We start from the raw sequence: 23,384 nt of genomic DNA, 5'->3' as shown, positions 1-23,384 counted from the left end.
GCGATGACTTCGACCCCCACACCTCCGCGACGCCCCCGCTGGCGCAGCCTGGCCATCCTGGCCCTGTTCCTGGCCCCCCTGCTCTGGCCGCTGCAGCACCTGGCCGAGCGTTACTACCAGGACGAGCTGGCCTCGCAGAACCGCCAGACCCTCGACCTTTATGTCGCCAACCTGCTGGGTACCCTGCACCGCTACGAAACCCTGCCGCAAATCCTCGGCGACCTGCCGGCCCTGCGCGCGGTCCTGGCCGACCCACTGAAGCTGGAAGGCCTGACCAACGCCAATCGCCTGCTCAAAGACATCGTCAACCAGACCGGGGCCGAGGTCATGTACCTCATGGATATCAGCGGCAATACCCTGGCGGCCTCCAACTGGGACAAGCACGACAGTTTCATTGGCCGCAACTTCGCCTTCCGCCCCTATTTCATGGAGGCCATGGCTGGGCGCTTGGGCCGCTTCTTCGGCCAGGGCACCACCTCGGCCAAACGTGGGTATTTCTTCGCCGCAGCGGTGCGCGATGATGACAAGGTGATCGGCGTGCTGGTGGTCAAGGTCGACCTGGACCACACCGAAACTCTCTGGGGGAAGACCCCCGAGCAATTGCTGCTGACCGACCAGAATGGTGTGGTGGTGCTGACTTCGCGCCCTGACTGGCGCTTCCGTGCGACCCGCCCATTGAGCGAGGAGGAGCGCGAAGCGATCATCGCCATCCAGCCCTACCCGACCCAAGCGCCGCAGCCGTTGAACCTCAACAGTGACGCCTGGCTGGTGCAAACCCAGGCCATCGAGGAGACCGGCTGGCAGGTCAGCATTCTTGCGCCACGCACCCTGGTGGACCGCCCGGTGCGGACCGTCATGGCCATCGGTGGCAGTACCCTGCTGGTGCTGATGCTGCTGCTCGGATTGGTGATGCAGCGTCGGCGCCACTACATCGACCGCATCGACTTCGAGGCCAAGGGTCGCCAGGAGCTGGAAAAGCGTGTGATCGAGCGCACCGCGGACCTCGAGGGGCTGAACACCCGACTCAAAACCGAAGTGCTGGAGCGCGAACAGGCGCAACAGGAACTGGTCCAGGCCCAGGACGAACTGGTACAGGCTGGCAAGTTGTCGGTGCTGGGCACCATGTCGGCGAGCATCAGCCATGAGCTCAACCAGCCCCTGGCGGCGATCCGCAGCTACGCGGAGAACGCCGAGATTCTGCTCGACCATCAACGCACCGAGGATGCCCGTGGCAACCTCAAGCAGATCGGCGAACTCACCGGGCGCATGGCCTCGATCATCGCCCACCTGCGCGCCTTCGCCCGGCGTGACCGCCATGCCCCGGAGAGCGTGGCCCTGCAACCGGCACTGGACGATGCCCTGGCGTTGCTGGCCAAGCGCCGGCGGGCCATGGCCGTGGAGCTGATCCGCGACCTGCCGGATGCCACACTCTGGGTCCAGGCTGGGGAAACCCGTTTGCGCCAGGTGCTCGGCAACCTGCTAGCCAACGCCCTCGACGCCCTGACCGAGAAAGCCAACCCTCGCAGGCTCTGGCTCAGTGCCGAACAACGCGAAGGCAACGTCTACCTGTACATTCGCGACAACGGCCCTGGCTTCACCCGCCAGGCCCTGGAGCGCGCCAAGGAGCCGTTCTTCACCACCAAGACAAGGACCCAGGGCTTGGGTCTGGGCCTGGCAATCTGCGAAAGCCTGATGCGTGCCTTGGGCGGTGAACTGCTGCTGGCCAACCACACGGAAGGGGGTGCCCTGCTGACCCTGCAACTGCGCATGGCCAAGCCCGGCGCCAACCTGCAACCCTCGGAGGATCCCTCGGCATGACGACCGAGACACTGATCGACAGCCGCACCCAGGTCATCCTGGTCGATGACGACCCCCACCTGCGCCAAGCCCTGAGCCAGACCCTCGACCTGGCCGGGCTCAAGGTCTTGTCTCTGAGCGATGCCCAGGGCCTGGCAGGACGCATCGAGGCCGACTGGCCCGGCGTGGTGGTCAGCGACATCCGCATGCCTGGTATCGATGGCCTGCAACTGCTCGAGCAACTGCACAGCCGCGACAACGAGCTGCCGGTGCTGCTGATCACCGGCCACGGTGACGTCCCCCTGGCGGTACAGGCCATGCGCGCTGGCGCCTATGATTTTCTCGAAAAACCCTTCGCCAGCGACGCCCTGCTCGACAGCGTACGCCGCGCCCTGGCCCTGCGCCGCCTGGTGTTGGACAACCGCAGCCTGCGCCTGGCCCTGAGCGACCGCCAGGAACTGAGCACGCGCCTGGTCGGCCAGTCTCCAGCGATGTTGCGCCTGCGTGAGCAGATCGGCGCCTTGGCCGGCACCCGTGCCGATGTCCTGATCCTCGGTGAAACCGGCGCTGGCAAGGAAGTGGTGGCGCGCGCCCTGCACGACCTGTCGGGCCGACGCGACGGCCCCTTCGTGGCGATCAACGCCGGCGCCCTTGCCGAGTCTGTGGTCGAAAGCGAGCTGTTCGGCCATGAGCCGGGGGCCTTCACCGGCGCGCAGAAGCGCCGCATCGGCAAGTTCGAGTTCGCCAACGGCGGCACCCTGTTCCTCGACGAGATCGAGAGCATGAGCCTGGATGTTCAGGTCAAGCTGCTGCGCCTGCTGCAGGAGCGAGTGGTCGAGCGCCTGGGTGGCAACCAACTGATCCCCCTGGATATCCGTATCATCGCCGCGACCAAGGAAGACCTACGCCAAGCCGCCGACCAAGGCCGCTTCCGCGCTGACCTCTACTACCGCCTGAACGTCGCGCCGTTGCGCATTCCAGCCCTGCGCGAACGAGGCGACGACATTCTGGTGCTGTTCCAGCATTTCGCCGACGCGGCCAGCCAGCGCCATGGCCTGACGCCGCACAACCTGCAACCGATGCAACGTGCAACGCTGCTGCGCCATGACTGGCCGGGTAACGTCCGGGAGCTGCAGAACGCGGCCGAACGTTTTGCCCTCGGCCTGGAACTGGCCCTCGATGGCCAGGCGGCTCCCGCTGCCGACACCCCAGCCCCCGTCCTTGGCGGCAACCTCAGCGAGCAAGTCGAGCAATTCGAGCGCTCGCTGATCGCCGCCGAGCTGGCCCAGCCACACAGTTCGATGCGCAGCCTCGCCGAAGCCCTCGGCATTCCACGCAAGACCCTGCACGACAAACTGCGCAAGCACGGCCTGAGCTTCGCCGACAGCAGCAGTCACGATGACCTGGAGGACAACCGCCCATGAGTAGCGACAGCCGTTACCTGGAATCGGTGCTGCACAACGACATTCCACTGACCCGCGAGATGGGCCTGGAAGTCCTCGACTGGCAGCAACAGACCCTGCGCCTGCAACTGCCGCTGGCGGCCAACGTCAACCACAAGAGCACCATGTTCGGCGGCAGCCTGTACTGCGCGGCGGTGCTGGTCGGCTGGGGTTGGCTGCACCTGCGTTTGCGCGAGCTGGGCATCGACGATGGACACATCGTCATCCAGGAGGGTCAGATCAGCTATCCGCTGCCAGTCACTGGCGCGGCCATTGCGCGTTGCGAAGCACCGCAAGAAAAAGCCTGGGAGCGTTTCGCCGCCACCTACCAGCGCCGTGGCCGGGCGCGCCTGAGCTTGCATACCCAGGTCTTCAATGCCGGCAGCGATGAACCCGCCGTGCAGTTCAACGGGCAGTACGTGCTACATCGCTGAGGCCAGGTCGAGCAGGTCCTGGCGCCAGGCGGCAGCGCCAGGCAAGGCAAGGAAGAAGGGGTTGAGCAGGGACTCGCACGCTGGGTAGCGGAAAGGCTGGCCATCCAGGCCAATGACTTCGCCGCCGGCACCTTCGAGCACGCCCTGGGCTGCGGCGGTGTCCCATTGCGAAGTGGGTGCCAGGCGCGGATAGCAATCGGCCGCGCCCTCGGCCAGCAGGCAGAATTTCAGCGAGCTGCCGATATTGGCCAACTCCAGCTCGCCCACCGCCGCGCCCAGACCGGCCAGCAAGGCTTCCTGCTGCGGGCTGGAATGACGACGGCTGGCGACCACGGTGAAGCGACTGCCAGCGGCAGGCGCGTTGCGTACGCTGATCGGCTGGGCGGCCCCCTGCGCCTCGGCCCGCCAGGCGCCCAGGCCCCGCCCCCCGAAATAGCAGCGGCCATTGGTCGGCATAGCCACCACGCCGAAGACCACTTCGCCCGCCTCGACCAAGGCAATATTGACAGTGAACTCCTCACTGCCGGCAATGAACTCCTTGGTACCATCCAGCGGATCGACCAGCCACCAGCGCTGCCAACCCTGGCGCTCAGCCAGGGGGATATCGCAATCCTCTTCGGACAGCACCGGGATCTGCGGGGCCAGGGCACCCAGCCCCTCGGCGATCACTTGGTGCGCGGCCAGGTCGGCAGCCGTCACCGGCGAATTATCAGCCTTGGCGGTGACCGCCACGTCGGCGCGCCAGAACGGCAAGATGGCATCGCCTGCACGGCGGGCGAGCTCGACGGCCTGCTCCATCAATCGCTGATCGTTCATGCGCCGAGCAGCCCCCGCTGGGTCAACAGGTCACGCACCAGGTACAGGGCAGCCAGTGCCCGCCCTTCGGAGAACTGTGGGTGCTGGGCCAGGGCCGAGAGTTCTCGCAGGTTGACCTTGTCGACGCGCATCGGCTCCGGCTCGTCGCCTTCCAGACGCTCTTCGTACAGGTCGCTGGCCAACACGACCTGGATCTTCTGGCTCATGTAGCCGGGCGACAACGACAGCTCGGTCAGGTGTTCCAGTTGACGCGCACCGAAGCCTGCTTCCTCCTTGAGCTCGCGATTGGCCGCCGCCAGCACGTCCTCGCCAGGCTCGATCAGCCCCTTGGGCAAGGACAACTCGTATTCGTCGGTGCCGCCGCAGTATTCCTCGACCAGCACGGCGTGCTCGGCATCGAGCATCGCCACGATCATCACCGCACCATAACCCGTGCCACGGCCGACCAGGCGCTCATAGGTCCGCTCGGTGCCATTGGCAAAGCGCAATTGCACGGCTTCGACACGGAACAGGCGGCTGCTGGCGACAATCTCGCGGGCGAGTACGGTGGGTTTCTGGCGCATGAGGGGCTCCTTGGCGTGAACGCGTTACTATACCGTGGCTTGCCTGGAGTCTGCGTCCTGACTGTCGAGAATTAATATGCCTGTCTTACCCTGGTCCGCCATCGATACCGTTCTGCTGGACATGGACGGTACCCTGCTTGACCTGCACTACGACAACCAGTTCTGGCTGGAGCACCTGCCCCAGCGCTATGCCGAGCTGCATGGCGTCAGCCGGGCGATGGCCGAACTGGAGCTGCAGCCGCTGTTCGAGCGCAACGCCGGCACCCTGAACTGGTACTGCCTGGACTTCTGGAGCCAGGAACTGAAGCTGCCGGTACGGGCGCTGAAACAGGAAATCGCCGACCTGATCGCCCTGCGGCCAGATGCCGACACCTTTCTTGCGGCAATCCGCCAGGCCGGCAAGCGTGTGGTGCTGATCACCAACGCCCACCGTGACTCACTGTCACTGAAACTCGAAAGGGTGGAGCTGGCGCCTTACTTCGAGCGCCTGATCAGCTCCCATGACTATGGCTTTCCCAAGGAAAGCGCGCAGTTCTGGGATGCCTTGCAGGCCGATATCACCTTCGACCCGGCGCGTAGCCTGTTCATCGACGACACCTTGCCGATCCTGCGCAGCGCCCGCCGCCATGGCGTGGCGCACCTGCTCGCGGTACGTCAACCGGACAGTCGCAAAGGGCCGAGGGATACCGAAGAATTCGCCGCGGTGGAGGATTATCGGGAGTTGCTGGCAGGGCTATGAACCCTGGGCTTTTCTGAGTTGCCGTCTCTAGGTAGGCGCCAGCGTCAGCCGCAAGAATTAAGGCAATGCATGAGGGCGGCCTCGTACCTCGCTCGGCCGCCCTCACATCAGTCGATCACTCGGGAATCCGCAGTACCTGCCCCGGATAGATCTTGTCCGGGTGCGTGAGCATCGGCTTGTTGGCCTCGAAGATCTTGTTGTACTGGTTGGCATCGCCATACTCGGCCTTGGCGATGGCGCTCAAGGTGTCGCCCTTCTTCACCGTGACGAAACGCGCGGCCTGGGCCACTGGTCCGGTGACAGTGATCTGGTCCTCGACCGAGGCGACGCCGTTGATGTTGCCGGCGGCCAGGATGATCTTCTCCTTCTCCTCCTGGCTGGCGACTTCACCTGTGAGAATGACCTTGTCACCTTCGACCGTGGCGGTGATGTTCGGGTTGCCCAATCCGACACTTTCCACATGCTTCTTCAGCTGATCTTCGGCATTGGCGTTACCGGGGGTCAACAGGTCGATAAGTTTCTCGCCGGCTTCTTTGACAAAACTGAACAGACTCATAACGCGCTCCTTGGTGATAAACCTGAGAGCAGCAGTCTAGGCCAGCTTCCCGAATACCGCTCGATGGGTCTGCGAGCGGTTGATCGATGGTATCTATCATTGGATAGACCCTAGCGATTAGACGTCGCTCGGGCACAAGCCTAGGCTTGAAGGTAAATGCCGCCGGTAATCCGCCCTGATGAACAGCAAACCTCCGGTCTGCGCGGCGCCTACGCCCCTGTCCTTGCCCGCCGCCAGCAACACGTACGACTACATCCAACTGACCGACGACGAACGGGCAGCGACTCCGCTTGCCGAAGAAGTCGCACTGGCCATCGCCTACAACGGCCTCAACCAGGCCGTGATGCTGGTCAGCCCGACACACTTGGAAGATTTCGCCGTCGGTTTCAGCGTCGGCAGTGGCATCGTGTCGTCGCCGTCAGAGATCTACGACATGAAGTTCTCCGGCAGCGGCTCGGCGCTCTATGCCGACCTGGAAATCTCCAGCCGCGCCTTCTGGAATCTGAAGAACCAGCGCCGCCAACTGGCCGGCACCAGTGGCTGCGGCCTGTGCGGGGTCGAGGCCTTGGAGCAGGCCCTGCCGGAGCTCGAAACACTGGCGGGCGCGCCCCTGCCCCCTGCCCACTGGCTCGATGGCCTGCGCCAGCGCATCGATGACTTTCAGCCGCTGGGCCAACACTGCGGCGCCGTGCACGCGGCGCTGTTCATGGATGCTCAAGGCCAATTGCTGCTGGGCCGCGAAGACATTGGCCGGCACAACGCCCTGGACAAGCTGATCGGCGCCCTGTTGCGCCAGCACATCAGCCTCGAGGGCGGCCTGGCGATCGTCACCAGCCGTTGCAGCCTGGAGCTGATCCAGAAAGTCCTGCGCGCAGGCATCCAGACCCTGGTCAGCCTCTCGGCACCCACCGGCCTTGCCTTGCAGTGGGCACGGAGGCACAACCTCAACCTCATTCATTTGCCCAAGCACAGCGCACCGCGGGTCTTCAGCCCCGTGCCGGAGATCTAGACCGTGAGCCTGCACCATCAAGCCGACCAGAAACCTATACCCCGCTACAAGCCCTACCACGGCCCCGCCGGTGGCTGGGGCGCGCTGCGCAGCGTAGCCCGGGCCTGGGTCGGCAGCGACAATGCCCTGAAGAACATCCGCGCTCTGCTCAAGACCAACCAGAACGGTGGCTTCGACTGCCCGGGCTGCGCCTGGGGCGACTCGCCGGAAAGCGGCATGGTCAAGTTCTGCGAGAACGGTGCCAAAGCGGTGAACTGGGAGGCGACCAAGCGCCGTGTCGACGCGGCCTTCTTTGCCCGCTACAGCGTCACCGCGCTGCTGGAGCAGAGCGACTACTGGCTCGAATACCAAGGCCGCCTGACCGAGCCGATGGTCTACGACCCGGCCAGCGACCGCTACCAAACCATCGACTGGGATGGCGCGTTCGCCCTGATCGCCCAACACCTGCAAGCGCTGGAGTCGCCGGACCAGGCCGAGTTCTACACCTCGGGCCGGGCCAGTAACGAGGCCGCCTTCCTTTACCAATTGTTCGTGCGCGCCTACGGCACCAACAACTTCCCCGACTGCTCGAACATGTGTCACGAAGCCAGCGGCGTCGCCCTGGGCCAGAGCATCGGGGTCGGCAAAGGCACCGTGACCTTCGATGACTTCGAGCATGCCGATGCGATCTTCGTCTGGGGCCAGAACCCCGGCACCAACCACCCGCGCATGCTCGATCCGCTACGTGACGCGGTCAAGCGCGGTGCCCAAGTGGTGTGCATCAACCCCTTGAAAGAGCGCGGCCTGGAGCGATTCCAACATCCGCAGCATCCAATCGAGATGCTCACCAACGCTGACCGGCCGACCAACACGGCCTATTTCCGCCCAGACTTGGGCGGCGACATGGCGATGATGCGCGGCATGGCCAAGTTCCTCCTGCAGTGGGAGCGCGAGGCTCAGGCCAAGGGCGGGCCGGCGATCTTCGATCACGCCTTCATCGAGCAACATAGCCACGGCGTACAGGACTACCTAGCGGTGGTGGACGCTACATCCTGGGAGCAGATCCAGGCGCAGTCCGGCTTGCAACTGAACGAGATCGAACAGGCCGCCCGGATGTATTGCAAAGCCGACAAGGTCATCATGTGCTGGGCCATGGGCATCACCCAACACCGTCATTCGGTGGCGACCATCCAGGAGATCGCCAACCTCATGCTGTTGCGCGGCAACCTCGGCGTGCCCGGCGCCGGCCTGTGCCCCGTGCGCGGCCACAGCAACGTGCAGGGCGACCGCACCATGGGGATCAACGAGCGGCCACCGGTGGCGCTGCTCGACGCCATTGAAAAGCGCTTCGGCTTCACGGTGCCCCGCCACAATGGCCATAACACCGTGGAAGCGATCCAGGCCATGCTCAATGGCAAGGCCAAGGTGTTCATCGGCCTGGGCGGCAACTTCGCCCAGGCCACCCCGGATACCGAACGCACCGCCCAGGCCTTGCGCAACTGCGACCTGACCGTGCACATCAGCACCAAGCTCAACCGCAGCCACCTGGTCCATGGCAAGCAGGCACTGATCCTGCCCTGCCTCGGCCGCACCGACATCGACCGCCAAGCGCAGGGCCCACAAGCAGTGACGGTGGAAGACTCGTTCAGCATGGTGCATGCATCCAATGGCCAACTGCAGCCACTCTCGCCACAGATGCGCTCGGAGCCGGCAGTGATCGCCGGGATTGCCGCCGCCACCCTAGGCAAGCAACCGGTGGACTGGAACTGGCTGATCGGCGACTACGGCCGTATCCGCGACCTGATTCGCGACACCATCCCAGGCTTCGCCGACTTCAACGAACGTCTGCAACACCCGGGTGGCTTCTACTTGGGCAACAGCGCCGGAGCGCGCCAGTGGAAGACTACGACGGGACGCGCGAACTTCAAGGCCAATGCCCTGCCGGACAACTTGCTGGACGAGCGCGTGCGCGCCAGCGGCCAGCTTCCGGACCTGATCCTGCAATCGATGCGTTCCCACGACCAGTACAACACCACCATCTATGGCCTGGATGACCGCTACCGAGGCGTCAGAGGCCAGCGCAACGTCCTGTTCGCCAACGAGGCCGATATCATCCGCCTGGGCTTCAAGCCCGGGCAGAAAGCCGATATCGTCTCGCTCTGGGGCGATGGGCGCGAGCGCCGCGTGCAAGGCTTCACCTTGCTGGCGTTCGACATTCCGGCAGGTCAGGCGGCAGCCTACTATCCGGAGGTCAACCCGCTGGTGCCCCTGGAAAGCGTCGGCGACGGCAGCCACACTCCCACGTCGAAATTCATCGCCATCAAGCTTGAGGCTGCCCGCGACGACGCCCGGATTCTCTGAGCAAAAAGCTGGCGATCGGCCATAAAAAAGCCCTGTCCGCAATGGCCAGGGCTGTGTCTCAAGAACACTCAGACAAGCAAAAATAGATAAAGTTTCACAGCAAAAACAGCAACTTACAGAATTGTGTACAATTCGTGCTACTCGTCGGATTTCCGTTGCCAGCCTCCCATCCTCAGCCTCAGGATCGCCTCGTCATCCCTATGAGGCTCTCTTGATGAAGAAGTACTCCTCGATTCTGTTGTTGTCTCTTGGTCTGCTCAGCGGCGTTGCCATGGCAGGCGGCACCACCGAGGCCGGCATTGGCGGCGCATTGGGTGGGGTACTCGGCTCAGTGGTCGGCCAGTCCATTGGCGGCAGCACCGGTGGCGCCATCGGCGCAGGCCTGGGCGGCGCCGCCGGTAGTGCGGTCGGCGCCGACAAGCGCCAGCGCGGTGAAGCCGCGATCGGCGGCGCCCTCGGCGCGGCGGGCGGCAATGTCGTAGGCCGTACCGTGGGCGGCACCACCGGCAGCTATATCGGCGCGGCCGCGGGCGGCGGCGCTGGTGGCGCACTTGGCAACTACATGGGCAACAAGGCCGACGCAGACGACCGTCGCTCCCGCCGTGGCTACGATGGCCGGCACTATGACCGCGGCCACCACTACGGCCATCGTAAGCACAAGCACAAGCGGCACTGGCGCCACCGCTGATCCCACGGCTTAAGCCAGTCGCCTAAGGCCCTGTCCCAACGGACAGGGCCTTTTCATTTGCAGAGCACTCCATGGCTTAAGGGTAGCCCCGATATGGATGAGGATGGCCACTAGCTATCATCATCCATTCGCTAATTACCATTGGACGCAGGGAATGCGCACAGATCACCGAACGCCGGCCTGCCAGTCTCTTGATCAACGGAACTGAAGATGCCCGCCGGCTCTCGCCCGCCATTACTTACCGAAGCGGCTTTCGATCGGATCCGCCAGCGGGTCGCCCAGGCCTGTGGCATATACTTGGCGGACGATCGCCGCAGCGTGGTCGCCAACCGCTTGCACAAGCGCCTCAAGCACCACCGGCTGGACAGTTTCGAGGCTTACCTCGATCTGCTCGATAACGGGCAATGCCAAGCGGAACACCCGCAATTGCTGAACCTGCTGATTGCCCGGGACACCTACTTCTTTCGCGAGCACCGGCACTTCGAACTCCTTGCCCAGTGGCTACGCCAGCAGCCCAATCCGGTCCGGCTGTGGAGTGCTGCCTGCGCCTCTGGCGAAGAAGCCTGGAGTCTGGCCATGGTCGCAGCCGAGCAGGCCCAGCATCGGCGCTGGCAGGTCCTCGCCAGCGACCTGAATCCCGGCCTGCTCAAAGCTGCCAGCGAGGGCGTCTACGACATCGCCCAAGCCCGTTACTTTCCCGCTGGCTGGTTGCAACGTCACTGCCTGTGCGGCGCCGATGGAATGTCCGGGCGCCTGCAGGTCGCTGCACATTTGCGCGGGCAAGTGCAGTTTCGCCAGATCAACCTGATCCAGCCGCTGCCCGACGACCTCGGCCCGTTCGACGCGATCCTCCTGCGCAACCTGCTGGCCGGCTTCGCCCCGGAGCACAAGGCACGCACCCTGCACCAACTGCTGGCGCAACTGCGCCCCGGGGGCCTGCTGCTGATCGGGCACAGCGAAAGCATTCACGGGCTGGACCTGCCACTGCGGCCGATACTGCCGTCGGTGTTCAAGCGCCTATGATGAACACCACTGCCGCCCTCCACGGCAGACAAGGACTGATCGCGCGCCCGCGCGGCAGTGCGCTTCCGGATCGAGCAGGCCTGCCGTCTCTTTTCTCTTGCGAAACAGGCCCGAACCCATGCCTTGCCGAATCCTACTTGCCGATGACTCGCCGCTCTTCCGTGCCGGCCTGCGCGCACTGCTCGAACAGAAGAAAGACTATGCCGTGGTCGGGGATACCGGTGATGGCATGAGCACCGTGGCCCTGGCGGAAAAACTCAAGCCGGATATCGTCCTGCTGGACATGACCTGCGACTCGCTCGACAGCGAACAGACCCTGCACGAGCTGTTCATCCGCGTGCCCTCTAGCCGGGTGCTGATGCTTTCGGCGCGCTCGGAGCTCGACTATGTCATGCGTTGCCTGCAACTGGGCGCCCATGGCTTTCTGCTGAAGAACGCTACGGTGCTGGAGCTGGAGCAGGCCTTGCAGGCCCTGCGCCACGGAGGCCAGTACCTGTCCTCGGCGGTGCTACCGATGGTCATCGGCCAGGCCATCAAGCACAACCGCAAACGCCCGGCGGGCAGCGTCTCGACACCATTGACCACACGCCAACTGGAAATCCTGCGGCTGATCGCCCGCGGCGAGTCGACCCGCTCGATCGCCGAGGGCCTGGGCTTGAGCGTCAAGACCGTGGAGGCGCACCGCTCACAGATCATGCACCGACTGCAGATTCACGATGTTCCGGGGCTGGTGCTGTTCGCTGTGCGTGAAGGCATCATCCGTCTCAACGACTGATCTGCAAGTGCGACAACGCTGCCTGCAACGGCTCGGGCAAGGCGAGCGGTTGCCCTGAACGACGCTCGACGAACACCTGCACTACCTTGCCGGCGGCGCAGGGCTCTGGGTCACCCAGGCGGAACAGGGCCAGGTGGTATTCCACCGAGCTACCGGCCAGGCGCGCTACCCGCAAGCCAACCTCCAAGGGGTCGGGAAAGCTCGGCAGCGCGAAGAAGTCGGCTGAAGAGCTAACGACAAAGCCGACCACCTCACCTTCCTGAAGGTCCAGGCCGGCCTGTTGCTGAAGATAGGCCTGTATGGTCGTCTCAAAGTAGGCATGGACCGTTGGGCCGGCGATATGGCCGTGCGGATCGCTGTCCTGGTAGCGGCTGAAAACAGGCTGGAAATGCGCAAAGCATTGGCGCTCGGGGAGGTCAGTCAAGGCGGACTCCATTGTTGATAAGCGTTCTGGACGAGCCGGAGTTTATCCTGTGGGCGGGCAGACGCAGACTCCACGTACAAACAAAAAAGCCGCCCCTAGGGGCGGCTTTGCGTTTCGTACTGGCTGCAGCTTACAGCTGTGGGCCAGCCGCCTTGATGGCGTCGGAAACTTCGAACTTCTTGAAGTTTTCGATGAACAGTTTGGCCAGGCCTTGGGCGGCCTCGTCGTAGGCGGCCGAGTCAGCCCAGGTGTTGCGTGGGTTGAGCAGGACGGTCTCGACACCCGGTACGGCCTTTGGCACGTCCAGGTTGATGATGTCCAGGTGCTCGGTCTCGGTGCCAACCAGCGCGCCGCTCTGGATCGCAGCGATCACCGCACGGGTGGTCGGGATGTTGAAGCGCTTGCCGACACCGTAGCCGCCACCGGTCCAGCCGGTGTTGACCAGGTAGACCTTGGAGCCGAAGCCACGGATACGCTTGATCAGCAGCTCGGCGTACTCACCGGCCGGACGCGGAAAGAACGGCGCGCCAAAGCAGGTGGAGAAGGTCGACTTGATGCCGCCGCCCGAACCCATCTCGGTGGAACCGACCAGGGCGGTGTAGCCGGACAGGAAGTGGTAAGCAGCCTGTTCTTCGCTGAGGATCGACACAGGCGGCAGCACGCCGGTCAGGTCGCAGGTCAGGAAGATCACGGCGTTCGGCTCGCCACCGAGGTTCTTCTCGGAGCGCTTCTCGACGTGCTCCAGCGGGTAGGCGGCACGGCTGTTCTGGGTCAGGCTGCCGTCGGCGTAGTCAGCCTTCTTGTCAGCGTCCAGGACGACGTTTTCCAGAACCGCGCCGTGCTTGATGGCTTTCCAGATAACGGGCTCGTTCTTTTCGGACAGGTCGATGCACTTGGCATAGCAACCGCCTTCGATGTTGAACACCACGCCCTCGCCCCACGCATGCTCGTCATCGCCGATCAGGTAGCGGCTTTCGTCAGCCGACAGGGTGGTCTTGCCGGTACCCGACAGACCGAAGAACAGGGTCACGTCGCCTTCTTCACCAATGTTGGCGGCACAGTGCATCGGCAGCACGTCGGCGGCTGGCAGCAGGAAGTTCTGCACCGAGAACATGGCTTTCTTCATTTCACCGGCATAGCGCATGCCAGCGATCAGCACTTTCTTCTGGGCGAAGTTGATGATCACGCAACCATCGGAGTTGGTGCCGTCACGCTCAGGCACGCATTCGAAGTTGGCGACATTGAGCACTTGCCATTCATCACGGCCAGCTGGGTTGTACTGCTGCGGGTTGATGAACAGGCAACGGCCGAACAGGTTCTGCCAGGCGGTCTGGGTGGTCATGCGCACGGGCAGGTAGTGCTCAGCGGCCGAGCCGACATGGACGTGGGAAACGAAGTGCTCTTGGGCGCTGTTGAACGTCTCGACGCGATCCCACAGGGCATCGAACTTGTCGGCCGGGAACTTGCGGTTGATCGGGCCCCAGGCGATGGCGTCCTGAGTGGACGGCTCTTCGACGATGAAACGGTCAGCCGGCGAACGACCGGTGCGGTGACCTGTTTTCACGACCAGCGCGCCAGTATCGGCCAGTTCGCCCTCACCGCGGTTCAGCGCTTCTTTTACCAGCTCATCGACGCTCAGGTCGGTGTACACGGTGTTATTGGCTTGCGTCATGAGATTCCCCATCCGGCCCGCGGCCGAGTGCTCCAAACGTTTTGTAGTCGTTCGTTTCAAACTACTACAGCGAAAAAAAGTGGCCGGATTATGCCAGAAACGCCCAAAAAAAGTAGGGCCCTCCTGTCAGAACGGCGGTTTTCAGCCATTCGACAGGAGTTTTTCCTGTGCAGAAACGTTTTAGTGACGAGTTTCTGACGGCGCATCTACACCGCCGCCCGCAAACAATTGCGCGACATCGGTCGCATCGAAGAAATAGCGTTCGTTACAGAACTGGCAATCGATCTCGACCTGCCCGCCACACTCTTCCACCAAGTGCTGCGCATCCTCCTGGCCCAAGCTGACCAACGCGTTGCCGGAACGCTCGCGCGAGCAGCTGCAGCGAAAACGCAGCGGCTGAATGTCGAACAGGCGCACGGCGTCCTCGTGGTAAAGGCGGTGCAACAGGGTTTCGTTGTCCAGGCTCAGCAGCTCCTCGACGGCGAGAGTGCCGGCCAGGGTGGTCACGTGCTGCCAACTGGCATCGCGCTCTTCCTCATCGCGCTGGCGGTCGGCCGGCAACTGCTGCAACAGCAGGCCACGGGCATGCTGGCCATCGGCGTTGAGCCAGAAGCGGGTGTTCAGTTGCTGCGACTGGACGAAGTAGTTGGTGAAGCATTCCGACAGGTTCGCGCCATGAAGGTCGACGATGCCCTGGTAACGCTGGCCCTGGACAGGGTCGATGGTCAGGGTAAGGGCGCCGTCGGGCATCAGTTGTGCCAGCGTCGCATCGGCTTCGATCTGCTCACCGTCATAGCGTGCCATGCCGCGAATATCGCGTTCGCTGGAGCATTCGACCATCAGCAGCGGGATCGGCCCTGCCGAACGTGCCTGAAGCACCAGCAGGCCATCGAACTTGAGCGCACCGACCAGCAGCGAGGCCGCCGCCATCAACTCACCGAGCAGCAATGCCACCGGTTGCGGGTATGGATGGCGGGCCAGCACTTCGGCATAGCTGTGCTCGAGCGCAACCCACTCGCCGCGGATATCGCGGTCGTCGAAGATGAAACGTTGGGTGAAATCGGTGTCCGGCAAATCGTGCATGAGTTTTGGCTATCTGAAAATAATGACAAAATGTGTATAGGGCTTCAAGAAAGCCCGTTCCAGAGCGCCCACCAGGCGCTCCATACTCCGTTGGCAATAGAGGTATCTTATGGACAATCGACCACTGTTCCAAGCAAGGTGGTCCTGGGGCCCACTGGCAGCCTGTACCCTGCTGCCCATCGCTCTACTGTGTTTCTGGCTATGGCCTTTTGGCCAGATTCTTTGCCTGACTTTCGACGAGTGGCTGTTCCATAGCCTCAACGCACCGCTGGCCGAGAACGCCACCTGGCGCTACATCTGGACCGTCGGCAGCCTACGCCCGTTCGACATCGTCGTCGGCCTGATCCTCCTGGCCTTGCTGATCCGGGGCGACTGGGTGTTCAAGGCTAGCCAGGTACGGCAGGCCTTCTTCGGCTTCTTCGCTACCCTGATCCTCTTAGTGGTGGTTCGTGCCCTGTTTTCCAAGTGGACCACTGCCATGGGCTGGCAGCACAACAGTCCGTCGATGGTGTTCGACAACGCCGTCCACCTCAGCGACTTCTACCCGAACCTGGAAGCTCGCTGGGAACTGAAGGACCGCTCCAGCCAGAGCTTCCCTGGCGACCACGCCTCGGTGCTGCTGGTCTGGGCGCTGTTCATGAGCCTGTTCAGCCGCCGCTTGTTGCAGCATCTGGTGACCTGGGGCCTAGCCTTACTGTTCATGCTGCCGCGCCTGGTCGCCGGCGCCCACTGGGGCCAGGACGACTACATCGGCGGCCTGCTGATGGCGATCCTGGCCGTCGGCTGGAGCTACTACACGCCGTTCGCCGCCAAGAGCAGCGCGGCCCTGCTGCGCTGGACCGCTCCTTTGTTCGACCTGCTGGCCCGATTGCCGCTCGTCGGCCGACTGAGCGTGATCCGAGCACACTCTTAGTCGTAGCTGCCGTGTAACTGGTGGATCTGCCGACGCTGTTTCTTGGTTGGCCGGCCATCGGTGGTAACCCCCAGCACTCCCGCCTTGCGCATTGCCGCCGCCTGCTCGCGGCGGCGGATGCTCTCAGCGGTCTCCTCGTACAGGGCCTGAGCCTCAGGCGCACCACGGCGCACCACGGACAAAGCCTTGACCACCACGGTACGCTCGTCGAAGCCAGTGCGCAGGACAAACTCATCGCCCAGCCGCGGCTCCTTGCCCGGTTTGCAACGCTCCCCCCGGCAATGCACCTTGCCGCTCTCGATGGCCGCTTTGGCCAGGGCGCGGGTCTTGTAGAAGCGCGCCGCCCACAGCCACTTGTCCAAACGGACCTTGTCGTCGTCTTCCCGCTTTTGTGCCATGGCATTTCCTCGAACACTATCTTTCACGGAACTGTACTACCGTAACTGGCGGATGCAAAAAGCCCTCGGCGTGCTTAGGGTCCGCGCCAAAACAGACACCGGCGCGCACTGGAATGAAACGACGACAGCCCCTACAGTTCACCGACTTTTCCGCAGGTTGTACATCGTGAAGACATTTGACCATTTGACTGTGATCGGCCTGCGCGAGTGGGTCGCCTTGCCCGATCTCGGTGTCGCCGGCCTGCGCGCCAAAATCGACACCGGCGCCAGCACCTCCAGCCTGCACGCCACAGAGGTGGAGCTCTTCGAGCGTGACGGCCAGCCCTGGGTGCGCTTCAACGCCCACCTGGGGACGATCGTGCAGTTGCGCCACCGTCGCTGCGAGGCGCCGCTGGTCACCATGAAGACCATCAAGAGCTCCAACGGCCAGGCCCAGACCCGCTACGTGATCCGCACGCCCCTGGCGCTGGGCGACCGGGTCTGGGAGGTGGAGTTCACCCTGGCCTGCCGCAAGGCTATGCGCTACCGCCTGCTGCTCGGCTCCAAGGCACTGATCCACGGCCAGCTAGTGGTCAACCCAGGGCTCAAGTACGTTCAAGACAAACCGGCCTTTGCGGCCACCCTTTCCCCTGTCACAGGTGCTGCATGAAGATCGCTGTGCTGTCGCGCAATCCGCGTCTGTATTCCACTCGCCGCCTGGTCGAAGCCGGTACGCAACGCGGCCATCAGATGGTGGTTATCGATACCTTGCGCGCCTACATGAATATCGCCAGCCACAAGCCACAGATCCATTACCGTGGCAAGCCGCTGGAGGGCTTCGACGCGGTGATCCCGCGCATCGGCGCCTCGGTAACCTTCTATGGCTGCGCGGTACTGCGCCAGTTCGAGATGATGGGCGTGTTCCCGCTCAACGAGTCGGTCGCCATCGCCCGTTCCCGGGACAAGCTGCGCTCCCTGCAACTGCTTTCGCGCCGTGGCATCGGCCTGCCTATCACCGGCTTCGCCCATTCCCCGGACGATATTCCCGACCTGATCCAGATGGTCAACGGCGCCCCGCTGGTGATCAAGGTCCTCGAAGGCACCCAGGGCATCGGCGTGGTGCTGTGTGAAACCACCAAGGCTGCCGAATCGGTGATCGAAGCCTTCATGGGCCTGAAGCAGAACATCATGGTCCAGGAGTACATCAAGGAAGCCGGTGGCGCGGATATCCGCTGCTTCGTGGTCGGCGACAAGGTCATCGCCTCGATGAAACGCCAGGCCAAGCCGGGGGAGTTCCGCTCCAATCTGCACCGCGGCGGCAGCGCCAGCCTGATCAAGATCACCCCGCAAGAGCGCATGACCGCCATCCGCGCAGCCAAGGTCATGGGCCTGAGCGTGGCCGGCGTGGACATCCTGCGCTCTCATCACGGCCCGCTGGTTATGGAGGTGAACTCCTCACCGGGCCTGGAGGGCATCGAGGTCACCACCGGCAAGGACGTTGCCGGGATGATCATCGGACACTTGGAAAAGAACGGCGGACCAAACCTGACCCGCACCAAAGGCAAGGGCTGATCAGACCGCGTCGCGCGGCAGCAACAGGCCCAGGGGAAGACGCACACGGGCCTCGATGCCACCGCCGGAGCGGTTGCGCAGCTCCACATTGCCACCGTGCTGGGCGGCGATGCGCTTGACAATCGCCAAGCCCAGGCCAGTGCCTTTGCCACTGCGCGCACGATCTCCCCGGATGAAAGGGTTGAAGATACCTTCAAGCTCCGCCGGGTCGATGCCGGCCCCACGGTCCAGCACGCTCAGCACCACGTAGGGAGCACCATGGTCACCTGAGACATAGGCCGCCACCTCGACCCCCTTGCCCGCATGGTAGAGGGCATTGCCGATCAGGTTGTTGAGCAGGCGCTTGAGCGAGACCCGGCGTAGCGGAAACGGCGGTATCGGCTCCAGACACAGACGCACCCGCTCCTCTGGCTGATTGAACGGCGCCACCACCTCACGCACCAGGTCGCTCAGGTCGACCTCCTCCACCGGCTCGTCGCGGCCGTCACGGATGAACGCCAGGAACTGGTCGAGGATCGCGTCCATATCCTCGATATCACGGACCATATCGTCTGTCAGGTCATTGTCATTGGCCAGCAGCGACAGCGACAGGCGCAGGCGGGTCAAGGGCGTGCGCAAGTCATGGGAAACCCCGGCTAGCATCAGTTCCCGCTCGCGCCCGGCCTGTTCGACATCCTCGGCCATCTGGTTGAAGGCGCGGTACACCTCGGTCATTTCACTCGGTGTGTCGCTGATCGGCAGACGCACGCTACGCCCCTGGCCAAGCTGGCGGGCGGCGAACACCAAGCGTTTGAGCGGCTGGTTGAGCTGACGCACGAAGATCCAGGCCGAAGCGGTGGATAACAGGCCGATGGCCAAGAACCACCCCAGCACGTTCCAGATCTTCTGCCCGCGCAGCGGGTGCGGGTACAGGGGTACCTTGAGCCAGCCGTCACCCAGGCTCGGCGCGTTCACCCACAGGGCTGGCGGGGCGTGGACACGCAGGCGGACCTCGGTGTCCTCGCCCAGTTCAGCCCGCATCTGGCGCTGGTAGATCTCGCTGTAGGGCCAGTGCTGCTCACCCTCCGGCACCCCTGAGCCGACCACACGGATCAGGCCGGCGGCCTCGGCGATCGTGTCCCGGTTTTCTTCATCGGCGGCCCAGTAGGCACGCAGGGTCAGGGCCACGCCATGGCTGTACTGGCGGTCAACCAGCACGTCCTCGTTCATCAGCAGGTACACCAGGGTCAATGCCTTGGAGAACAGAACGACGATCAGCACCAGCCAGAGGGTGCGGGCGAAGAAGCTTTGCGGGAACCATAGGGGCGTTTTCATCGGCGACAGCTACACAGTGCAAGCGCGAGCGTGGCTCGCAGGCGTGCGGGCCCGCCACATACGAAAACAGGGCGATCCCTTGGGATCACCCTGCCGCAGTGAAGCGCGCCTACGGACGGAACATCACTTGCCGGCATTGCCATCCGGCACGAATACATAGCCCACGCCCCAGACCGTCTGGATATAGCGCGGCTTGGACGGATCTGGCTCGATCATCCGCCGCAGGCGGGAAATCTGCACGTCGATGGAGCGCTCCAGGGCATCCCATTCGCGGCCACGGGCCAGGTTCATCAGCTTGTCGCGGGTCAGCGGCTCACGGGCGTGCATGACCAAGGCCTTGAGCACGGCGAACTCGCCGGTGGTGAGCATGTGCACTTCCTCGCCACGCTTGAGTTCGCGGGTAGCCAGGGAGAGTTCGTAGTCGCCGAAGGTGACGGTCTCGTCCTCGCTGCCCGGGGCGCCCGGCACGCTCTGGACCTGACGGCGCAGCACGGCCTTGACCCGCGCCACCAGCTCGTCGGGGTTGAACGGCTTGGCCAGGTAGTCATCGGCACCCAGCTCCAGGCCCTTGATACGGCTCAGCTCATCGCCCTTGGCAGTAAGCATGATGATGGGGATCTGGTTGTTCGCCGCGCGCAGGCGGCGGCAGGCCGACAGCCCGTCCTCGCCAGGCAGCATCAGGTCGAGCACCACCAGGTTGAAGACCTCACGGGCCAGCAGGCGGTCCATCTGCTCGACGTTGGGTACCGCACGTGCGCGGTAGCCCTTGCTGGTGAAGAAACGTTCCAGCAGGCTGCTCAGCCCGGGATCGTCATCGACGATGAGAATCTTTTCGCCTTCAGCGGTGTTTGCAGTGCTGGTCATGAACAACTCCTTTGATCTCGGCGCGCATTATGGCGTAGCCACTGCGGATCGTGCCGTGTGCATTGTTAGCAGATTTTTCCCCTCCTGCCACTTTTACCGCCTGGGGAACTGGCTCCCGGCCATCACCGCAACTCTGATACGCCGGGTATAATGCGCCGCTTTCATCCAGCGCCGCCGGGCCCGATGCCCGCCTGCGGCCTCAAGCATTCACAATTTGTCAGGTGGTTTTATGGACAGCATCAACAGCCGTATCGCCGAGGAACTGGGCGTTCGCCCGCAACAGGTCGAGGCGGCCGTGACCCTACTGGATGAAGGCTCGACGGTGCCCTTTATCGCCCGTTACCGCAAGGAAGTGACAGGCAGCCTGGATGACACTCAACTGCGCCACCTGGAAGAGCGCCTGCGCTACCTGCGCGAGCTCGACGAGCGCCGCGCCAGTATCCTGGCCAGCATCGATGAACAGGGCAAGCTGACCCCGGAGCTGGCCCGCGAGATCAAGCTGGCCGACACCAAGACCCGCCTCGAAGACCTGTACCTGCCGTACAAACAGAAGCGCCGCACCAAGGGCCAGATCGCCCTGGAAGCCGGCCTGGGCGAGCTGGCCGACGCCCTGTTCAACGATCCGCAGCTGACGCCGGAAAGCGAAGCAGCGCGCTTCGTCGATGCCGACAAGGGCGTGGCCGACGTCAAGGCCGCCCTGGAAGGCGCAAAGTACATCCTCATGGAGCGCTTCGCCGAAGACGCCAACCTGCTCGACAAGCTGCGCAGCTTCCTCAAGCAAGAAGCCGTGCTCAGCGCCCGCGTGGTGGCCGGCAAGGAAGAGGAAGGGGCCAAGTTCCGCGACTACTTCGCCCATGACGAACTGCTGCGCAGCGTGCCCTCGCACCGTGCCCTGGCGATCTTCCGCGGGCGCAACGAAGGCGTGCTGAGCGCTTCGCTGAAGGTCGGCGAGGAGCTGCCAGGTACCCTGCACCCATGCGAACTGATGATCGGCGAACATTTCGGCCTGGCCAACCATAACCGTCCGGCCGACAAGTGGCTGGCCGAGGTGGTGCGCTGGACCTGGAAGGTCAAGCTTTACACCCACCTGGAAACCGACCTGTTCGGCGAGCTGCGCGACAACGCCGAAGGCGAGGCCATCAACGTCTTCGCCCACAACCTGCACGACCTGCTGCTGGCCGCCCCGGCCGGCCCTCGCGCCACCCTGGGCCTGGACCCAGGCCTGCGCACCGGTTGCAAGGTCGCCGTGGTCGACAGCACCGGCAAGCTGCTGGACACCGCCACCGTCTACCCCCACGTACCGAAAAACGAGTGGGACCGCACCATCGCAGTACTCGCCGCCCTCTGTGCCAAGCATTCGGTGGAGTTGATCGCCATCGGCAACGGCACCGCCAGCCGTGAAACCGACAAGCTGGCCGCCGAGCTGATCAAGAAGTATCCAGCGCTCAAGATGACCAAGATCATGGTCTCCGAGGCCGGTGCCTCGGTGTATTCGGCTTCGGAACTGGCCGCCCGCGAATTCCCCGGCCTGGATGTGTCGCTGCGCGGCGCCGTCTCCATCGCCCGTCGCCTGCAGGATCCGCTGGCCGAGCTGGTGAAGATCGACCCGAAATCCATCGGCGTCGGCCAGTACCAGCACGACGTTTCCCAGGTCAAGCTGGCCCGCGGCCTGGACGCAGTGGTCGAGGACTGCGTGAACGCCGTCGGCGTGGACGTCAACACAGCGTCGGTGGCGCTGCTGACGCGCATCTCCGGCCTCAACGCGACCCTGGCGCAGAACATCGTCGCGCACCGCGATGCCAATGGTGCCTTCGCCACCCGAGCGGCGCTGAAGAAGGTCAGCCGCCTCGGCGAGAAGACCTTCGAGCAGGCCGCCGGCTTCTTGCGTGTGATGAATGGCGACAACCCACTGGACGCCTCGGCGGTGCACCCGGAGGCCTATCCGCTGGTCCAGCGTATCGCCGCCGAGACTGGCCGCGACATCCGCTCGCTGATCGGCGACAGCACCTTCCTCAAGCGCCTGGACCCGAAGAAGTTCACCGACGAAACGTTCGGCCTGCCGACCGTCACCGACATCCTCCAGGAGCTGGACAAACCGGGCCGCGACCCGCGTCCGGAGTTCAAGACCGCGGCCTTCCAGGACGGCGTCGAAGACCTCAAGGACCTGCAGCCTGGGATGATCCTCGAAGGTGTGGTGACCAACGTCACCAACTTTGGCGCCTTCGTCGACATCGGCGTGCACCAGGACGGCCTCGTGCACATCTCGGCACTGTCGGAGAAGTTCATCAAGGACCCGCGCGAAGCGGTCAAGGCCGGTGATGTGGTCAAGGTCAAGGTCATGGAAGTGGATATCCCACGCAAGCGCGTCGGCCTTTCCATGCGCATGAGCGACACGCCGGGCGAAAAAGTCGAAGGCAACCGTGGCGGCCGCCCGCAAGGCGGCGGTGCGCGCCAGCAACAGGCGCCAGCCCGTCAGCGCGAGAGTGCGGCCCCGGCCAACAATGCCATGGCTGCCTTGTTCGCCAACGCCAAGCAGTTGAAGAAGAAGTGATGGACGTCCCAGCTGAGTTCGTCCAGAGCGCCTTCAGCCAGCTCCTGGGCTGCCGTCTGCAACGCCTGGAACAAGGCGTTGCAGAGGTGACCCTGGCACTTGAGTCGCACCTGCGTAACCGCGGCGGCAAACTGCACGGCGGCGCGATCTTCAGCCTGGTGGACATCGCCATGGGCCTGGCGTGCTCCAGCAGTCACGGCTTCGACCAACAGAGCGTGACCCTGGAATGCAAGATCAACTACGTGCGCGCGGTCAGCGAGGGCGAGGTCCTGTGCATCGCCCGCGTCCTGCATGCAGGACGGCGCACCCTGGTGGTCGACGCCGATGTGCTCCAGGGCGACAAACTGGTCGCCAAGGCCCAGGGCACCTTCGCTGTCCTCTAGGGCCTGTCGGAGTTCCATTCCAGGCCACGTCGCAGGGAGTGAAACGTCA

At 63.9% G+C, this 23,384-nt stretch carries 23 protein-coding genes; 14 read left to right on the top strand and 9 right to left on the bottom strand.

From position 1 onward, the window contains the following. Positions 1-3 precede the first annotated feature (3 nt). From ACYU03_RS01340 to ACYU03_RS01330, 3 genes are read left to right on the top strand one after another with little or no spacing between them, the layout of a single operon-like run. Entirely contained in the window at positions 4-1,818 is a 1,815-nt protein-coding gene (locus ACYU03_RS01340) for a sensor histidine kinase (RefSeq protein WP_461887750.1), read from the top strand. Next, positions 1,815-3,221, top strand: coding sequence for a sigma-54-dependent transcriptional regulator (locus ACYU03_RS01335; protein ID WP_461887749.1), 1,407 nt, complete (start codon positions 1,815-1,817; stop codon positions 3,219-3,221). The genes ACYU03_RS01340 and ACYU03_RS01335 overlap by 4 nt, the downstream gene beginning before the upstream one ends. After that, positions 3,218-3,673, top strand: a complete 456-nt coding sequence (locus ACYU03_RS01330; RefSeq protein ID WP_461887748.1) for a YiiD C-terminal domain-containing protein — start codon at positions 3,218-3,220, stop codon at positions 3,671-3,673. Before ACYU03_RS01335 ends, ACYU03_RS01330 begins: the two co-directional genes overlap by 4 nt. On the opposite strand, the gene cysQ is transcribed toward ACYU03_RS01330, so the two are convergent. Continuing rightward, positions 3,662-4,489, bottom strand: coding sequence for a 3'(2'),5'-bisphosphate nucleotidase CysQ (gene cysQ, locus ACYU03_RS01325; RefSeq protein WP_461887747.1), 828 nt, complete (start codon positions 4,487-4,489; stop codon positions 3,662-3,664). The genes ACYU03_RS01330 and cysQ overlap by 12 nt on opposite strands. Continuing rightward, positions 4,486-5,052, bottom strand: a complete 567-nt coding sequence (gene nudE / locus ACYU03_RS01320; RefSeq protein ID WP_461887746.1) for an ADP compounds hydrolase NudE — start codon at positions 5,050-5,052, stop codon at positions 4,486-4,488. Before nudE ends, cysQ begins: the two co-directional genes overlap by 4 nt. A gap of 76 nt (positions 5,053-5,128) precedes the next feature. On the opposite strand from nudE, the gene yrfG reads away from it, so the two are divergent. Next, positions 5,129-5,791 carry a GMP/IMP nucleotidase gene (gene yrfG / locus ACYU03_RS01315; RefSeq protein WP_461887745.1) on the top strand — a complete coding sequence of 221 codons (663 nt, stop codon included), beginning with the start codon at positions 5,129-5,131 and terminating at the stop codon, positions 5,789-5,791. Between the two features lie 115 nt (positions 5,792-5,906). Here yrfG and lysM read toward each other — a convergent pair whose 3' ends face one another. Next, complete coding sequence (gene lysM / locus ACYU03_RS01310) at positions 5,907-6,347, bottom strand: peptidoglycan-binding protein LysM (RefSeq protein WP_461887744.1); 441 nt, start codon at positions 6,345-6,347, stop codon at positions 5,907-5,909. Positions 6,348-6,525: 178 nt separating this feature from the next. On the opposite strand from lysM, the gene fdhD reads away from it, so the two are divergent. The 5 genes from fdhD to ACYU03_RS01285 all read left to right on the top strand — a co-directional run bounded on the left by fdhD (position 6,526) and on the right by ACYU03_RS01285 (position 12,182). After that, positions 6,526-7,356 (top strand): formate dehydrogenase accessory sulfurtransferase FdhD, encoded by an 831-nt coding sequence (fdhD, locus tag ACYU03_RS01305; protein WP_461887743.1) that lies wholly within the window; start codon positions 6,526-6,528, stop codon positions 7,354-7,356. Between the two features lie 3 nt (positions 7,357-7,359). Further along, positions 7,360-9,696 (top strand): FdhF/YdeP family oxidoreductase, encoded by a 2,337-nt coding sequence (locus tag ACYU03_RS01300; protein ID WP_461887742.1) that lies wholly within the window; start codon positions 7,360-7,362, stop codon positions 9,694-9,696. Between the two features lie 214 nt (positions 9,697-9,910). Beyond that, positions 9,911-10,384 (top strand): glycine zipper domain-containing protein, encoded by a 474-nt coding sequence (locus ACYU03_RS01295; protein ID WP_461887741.1) that lies wholly within the window; start codon positions 9,911-9,913, stop codon positions 10,382-10,384. A 210-nt stretch (positions 10,385-10,594) separates the two neighbouring features. Beyond that, positions 10,595-11,407 (top strand): CheR family methyltransferase, encoded by an 813-nt coding sequence (locus tag ACYU03_RS01290; protein ID WP_461887740.1) that lies wholly within the window; start codon positions 10,595-10,597, stop codon positions 11,405-11,407. 118 nt (positions 11,408-11,525) lie between these two features. Continuing rightward, complete coding sequence (locus ACYU03_RS01285; protein WP_461887739.1) at positions 11,526-12,182, top strand: response regulator; 657 nt, start codon at positions 11,526-11,528, stop codon at positions 12,180-12,182. Here ACYU03_RS01285 and ACYU03_RS01280 read toward each other — a convergent pair. The 3 genes from ACYU03_RS01280 to hslO all read right to left on the bottom strand — a co-directional run bounded on the left by ACYU03_RS01280 (position 12,172) and on the right by hslO (position 15,361). Next, entirely contained in the window at positions 12,172-12,606 is a 435-nt protein-coding gene (locus ACYU03_RS01280) for an acyl-CoA thioesterase (protein ID WP_461887738.1), read from the bottom strand. The two genes, ACYU03_RS01285 and ACYU03_RS01280, sit on opposite strands and share 11 nt — an antisense overlap. 130 nt (positions 12,607-12,736) lie before the next feature. Continuing rightward, a complete protein-coding gene (locus ACYU03_RS01275; RefSeq protein ID WP_461887737.1) occupies positions 12,737-14,278 on the bottom strand; it encodes a phosphoenolpyruvate carboxykinase in 1,542 nt (513 codons plus the stop codon). A 180-nt stretch (positions 14,279-14,458) separates the two neighbouring features. Continuing rightward, the gene (gene hslO, locus ACYU03_RS01270) at positions 14,459-15,361 is read right to left on the bottom strand and encodes an Hsp33 family molecular chaperone HslO (protein WP_461887736.1); all 903 of its coding nucleotides are present in this window, start codon (positions 15,359-15,361) and stop codon (positions 14,459-14,461) included. A 109-nt stretch (positions 15,362-15,470) separates the two neighbouring features. On the opposite strand from hslO, the gene ACYU03_RS01265 reads away from it, so the two are divergent. Beyond that, a complete protein-coding gene (locus tag ACYU03_RS01265) occupies positions 15,471-16,274 on the top strand; it encodes a phosphatase PAP2 family protein (RefSeq protein WP_461887735.1) in 804 nt (267 codons plus the stop codon). Here the strand turns inward: ACYU03_RS01265 and ACYU03_RS01260 are convergent. Next, positions 16,271-16,672 (bottom strand): RNA-binding S4 domain-containing protein, encoded by a 402-nt coding sequence (locus ACYU03_RS01260; protein WP_461887734.1) that lies wholly within the window; start codon positions 16,670-16,672, stop codon positions 16,271-16,273. The genes ACYU03_RS01265 and ACYU03_RS01260 overlap by 4 nt on opposite strands. Before the next feature lie 166 nt (positions 16,673-16,838). Here ACYU03_RS01260 and rimB point away from each other — a divergent pair, with 166 nt between their 5' ends. Continuing rightward, positions 16,839-17,321 carry a retropepsin-like aspartic endopeptidase RimB gene (gene rimB, locus ACYU03_RS01255; RefSeq protein ID WP_461887733.1) on the top strand — a complete coding sequence of 161 codons (483 nt, stop codon included), beginning with the start codon at positions 16,839-16,841 and terminating at the stop codon, positions 17,319-17,321. Continuing rightward, positions 17,318-18,223 carry a 30S ribosomal protein S6--L-glutamate ligase gene (gene rimK / locus ACYU03_RS01250; RefSeq protein WP_461887732.1) on the top strand — a complete coding sequence of 302 codons (906 nt, stop codon included), beginning with the start codon at positions 17,318-17,320 and terminating at the stop codon, positions 18,221-18,223. The genes rimB and rimK overlap by 4 nt, the downstream gene beginning before the upstream one ends. On the opposite strand, the gene ACYU03_RS01245 is transcribed toward rimK, so the two are convergent. Together ACYU03_RS01245 and ompR are read right to left on the bottom strand one after the other, a co-directional pair. Then, positions 18,224-19,537, bottom strand: coding sequence for an ATP-binding protein (locus ACYU03_RS01245; protein ID WP_461887731.1), 1,314 nt, complete (start codon positions 19,535-19,537; stop codon positions 18,224-18,226). It abuts the gene before it with no gap. A 123-nt stretch (positions 19,538-19,660) separates the two neighbouring features. Then, entirely contained in the window at positions 19,661-20,401 is a 741-nt protein-coding gene (gene ompR, locus ACYU03_RS01240) for an osmolarity response regulator transcription factor OmpR (protein ID WP_461887730.1), read from the bottom strand. Positions 20,402-20,630: 229 nt separating this feature from the next. Here ompR and ACYU03_RS01235 point away from each other — a divergent pair, with 229 nt between their 5' ends. Next, positions 20,631-22,952 carry a Tex family protein gene (locus ACYU03_RS01235; RefSeq protein WP_461887729.1) on the top strand — a complete coding sequence of 774 codons (2,322 nt, stop codon included), beginning with the start codon at positions 20,631-20,633 and terminating at the stop codon, positions 22,950-22,952. After that, positions 22,952-23,335 carry a PaaI family thioesterase gene (locus tag ACYU03_RS01230; RefSeq protein WP_461887728.1) on the top strand — a complete coding sequence of 128 codons (384 nt, stop codon included), beginning with the start codon at positions 22,952-22,954 and terminating at the stop codon, positions 23,333-23,335. Before ACYU03_RS01235 ends, ACYU03_RS01230 begins: the two co-directional genes overlap by 1 nt. Positions 23,336-23,384: the final 49 nt, after the last annotated feature.

The organism is Pseudomonas sp. X10 (genome assembly GCF_054889225.1).
This window is presented reverse-complemented; position numbering and strand designations above follow the sequence as displayed.

What these genes read in the sequence shown, in the direction of transcription:
- ACYU03_RS01275 (WP_461887737.1), bottom strand. Translation starts at nt 14,278, where the DNA reads ATGACGCAAGCCAATAACACCGTGTACACCGACCTGAGCGTCGATGAG.
- ACYU03_RS01245 (WP_461887731.1), bottom strand. Translation starts at nt 19,537, where the DNA reads ATGAAAACGCCCCTATGGTTCCCGCAAAGCTTCTTCGCCCGCACCCTC.
- ACYU03_RS01230 (WP_461887728.1), top strand. Translation starts at nt 22,952, where the DNA reads ATGGACGTCCCAGCTGAGTTCGTCCAGAGCGCCTTCAGCCAGCTCCTG.
- ACYU03_RS01260 (WP_461887734.1), bottom strand. Translation starts at nt 16,672, where the DNA reads ATGGCACAAAAGCGGGAAGACGACGACAAGGTCCGTTTGGACAAGTGG.
- ACYU03_RS01295 (WP_461887741.1), top strand. Translation starts at nt 9,911, where the DNA reads ATGAAGAAGTACTCCTCGATTCTGTTGTTGTCTCTTGGTCTGCTCAGC.
- ACYU03_RS01290 (WP_461887740.1), top strand. Translation starts at nt 10,595, where the DNA reads ATGCCCGCCGGCTCTCGCCCGCCATTACTTACCGAAGCGGCTTTCGAT.
- hslO (WP_461887736.1), bottom strand. Translation starts at nt 15,361, where the DNA reads ATGCACGATTTGCCGGACACCGATTTCACCCAACGTTTCATCTTCGAC.
- lysM (WP_461887744.1), bottom strand. Translation starts at nt 6,347, where the DNA reads ATGAGTCTGTTCAGTTTTGTCAAAGAAGCCGGCGAGAAACTTATCGAC.
- rimK (WP_461887732.1), top strand. Translation starts at nt 17,318, where the DNA reads ATGAAGATCGCTGTGCTGTCGCGCAATCCGCGTCTGTATTCCACTCGC.
- fdhD (WP_461887743.1), top strand. Translation starts at nt 6,526, where the DNA reads ATGAACAGCAAACCTCCGGTCTGCGCGGCGCCTACGCCCCTGTCCTTG.
- ACYU03_RS01265 (WP_461887735.1), top strand. Translation starts at nt 15,471, where the DNA reads ATGGACAATCGACCACTGTTCCAAGCAAGGTGGTCCTGGGGCCCACTG.
- yrfG (WP_461887745.1), top strand. Translation starts at nt 5,129, where the DNA reads ATGCCTGTCTTACCCTGGTCCGCCATCGATACCGTTCTGCTGGACATG.
- cysQ (WP_461887747.1), bottom strand. Translation starts at nt 4,489, where the DNA reads ATGAACGATCAGCGATTGATGGAGCAGGCCGTCGAGCTCGCCCGCCGT.
- ACYU03_RS01285 (WP_461887739.1), top strand. Translation starts at nt 11,526, where the DNA reads ATGCCTTGCCGAATCCTACTTGCCGATGACTCGCCGCTCTTCCGTGCC.
- ompR (WP_461887730.1), bottom strand. Translation starts at nt 20,401, where the DNA reads ATGACCAGCACTGCAAACACCGCTGAAGGCGAAAAGATTCTCATCGTC.
- ACYU03_RS01330 (WP_461887748.1), top strand. Translation starts at nt 3,218, where the DNA reads ATGAGTAGCGACAGCCGTTACCTGGAATCGGTGCTGCACAACGACATT.
- ACYU03_RS01235 (WP_461887729.1), top strand. Translation starts at nt 20,631, where the DNA reads ATGGACAGCATCAACAGCCGTATCGCCGAGGAACTGGGCGTTCGCCCG.
- ACYU03_RS01340 (WP_461887750.1), top strand. Translation starts at nt 4, where the DNA reads ATGACTTCGACCCCCACACCTCCGCGACGCCCCCGCTGGCGCAGCCTG.
- nudE (WP_461887746.1), bottom strand. Translation starts at nt 5,052, where the DNA reads ATGCGCCAGAAACCCACCGTACTCGCCCGCGAGATTGTCGCCAGCAGC.
- ACYU03_RS01335 (WP_461887749.1), top strand. Translation starts at nt 1,815, where the DNA reads ATGACGACCGAGACACTGATCGACAGCCGCACCCAGGTCATCCTGGTC.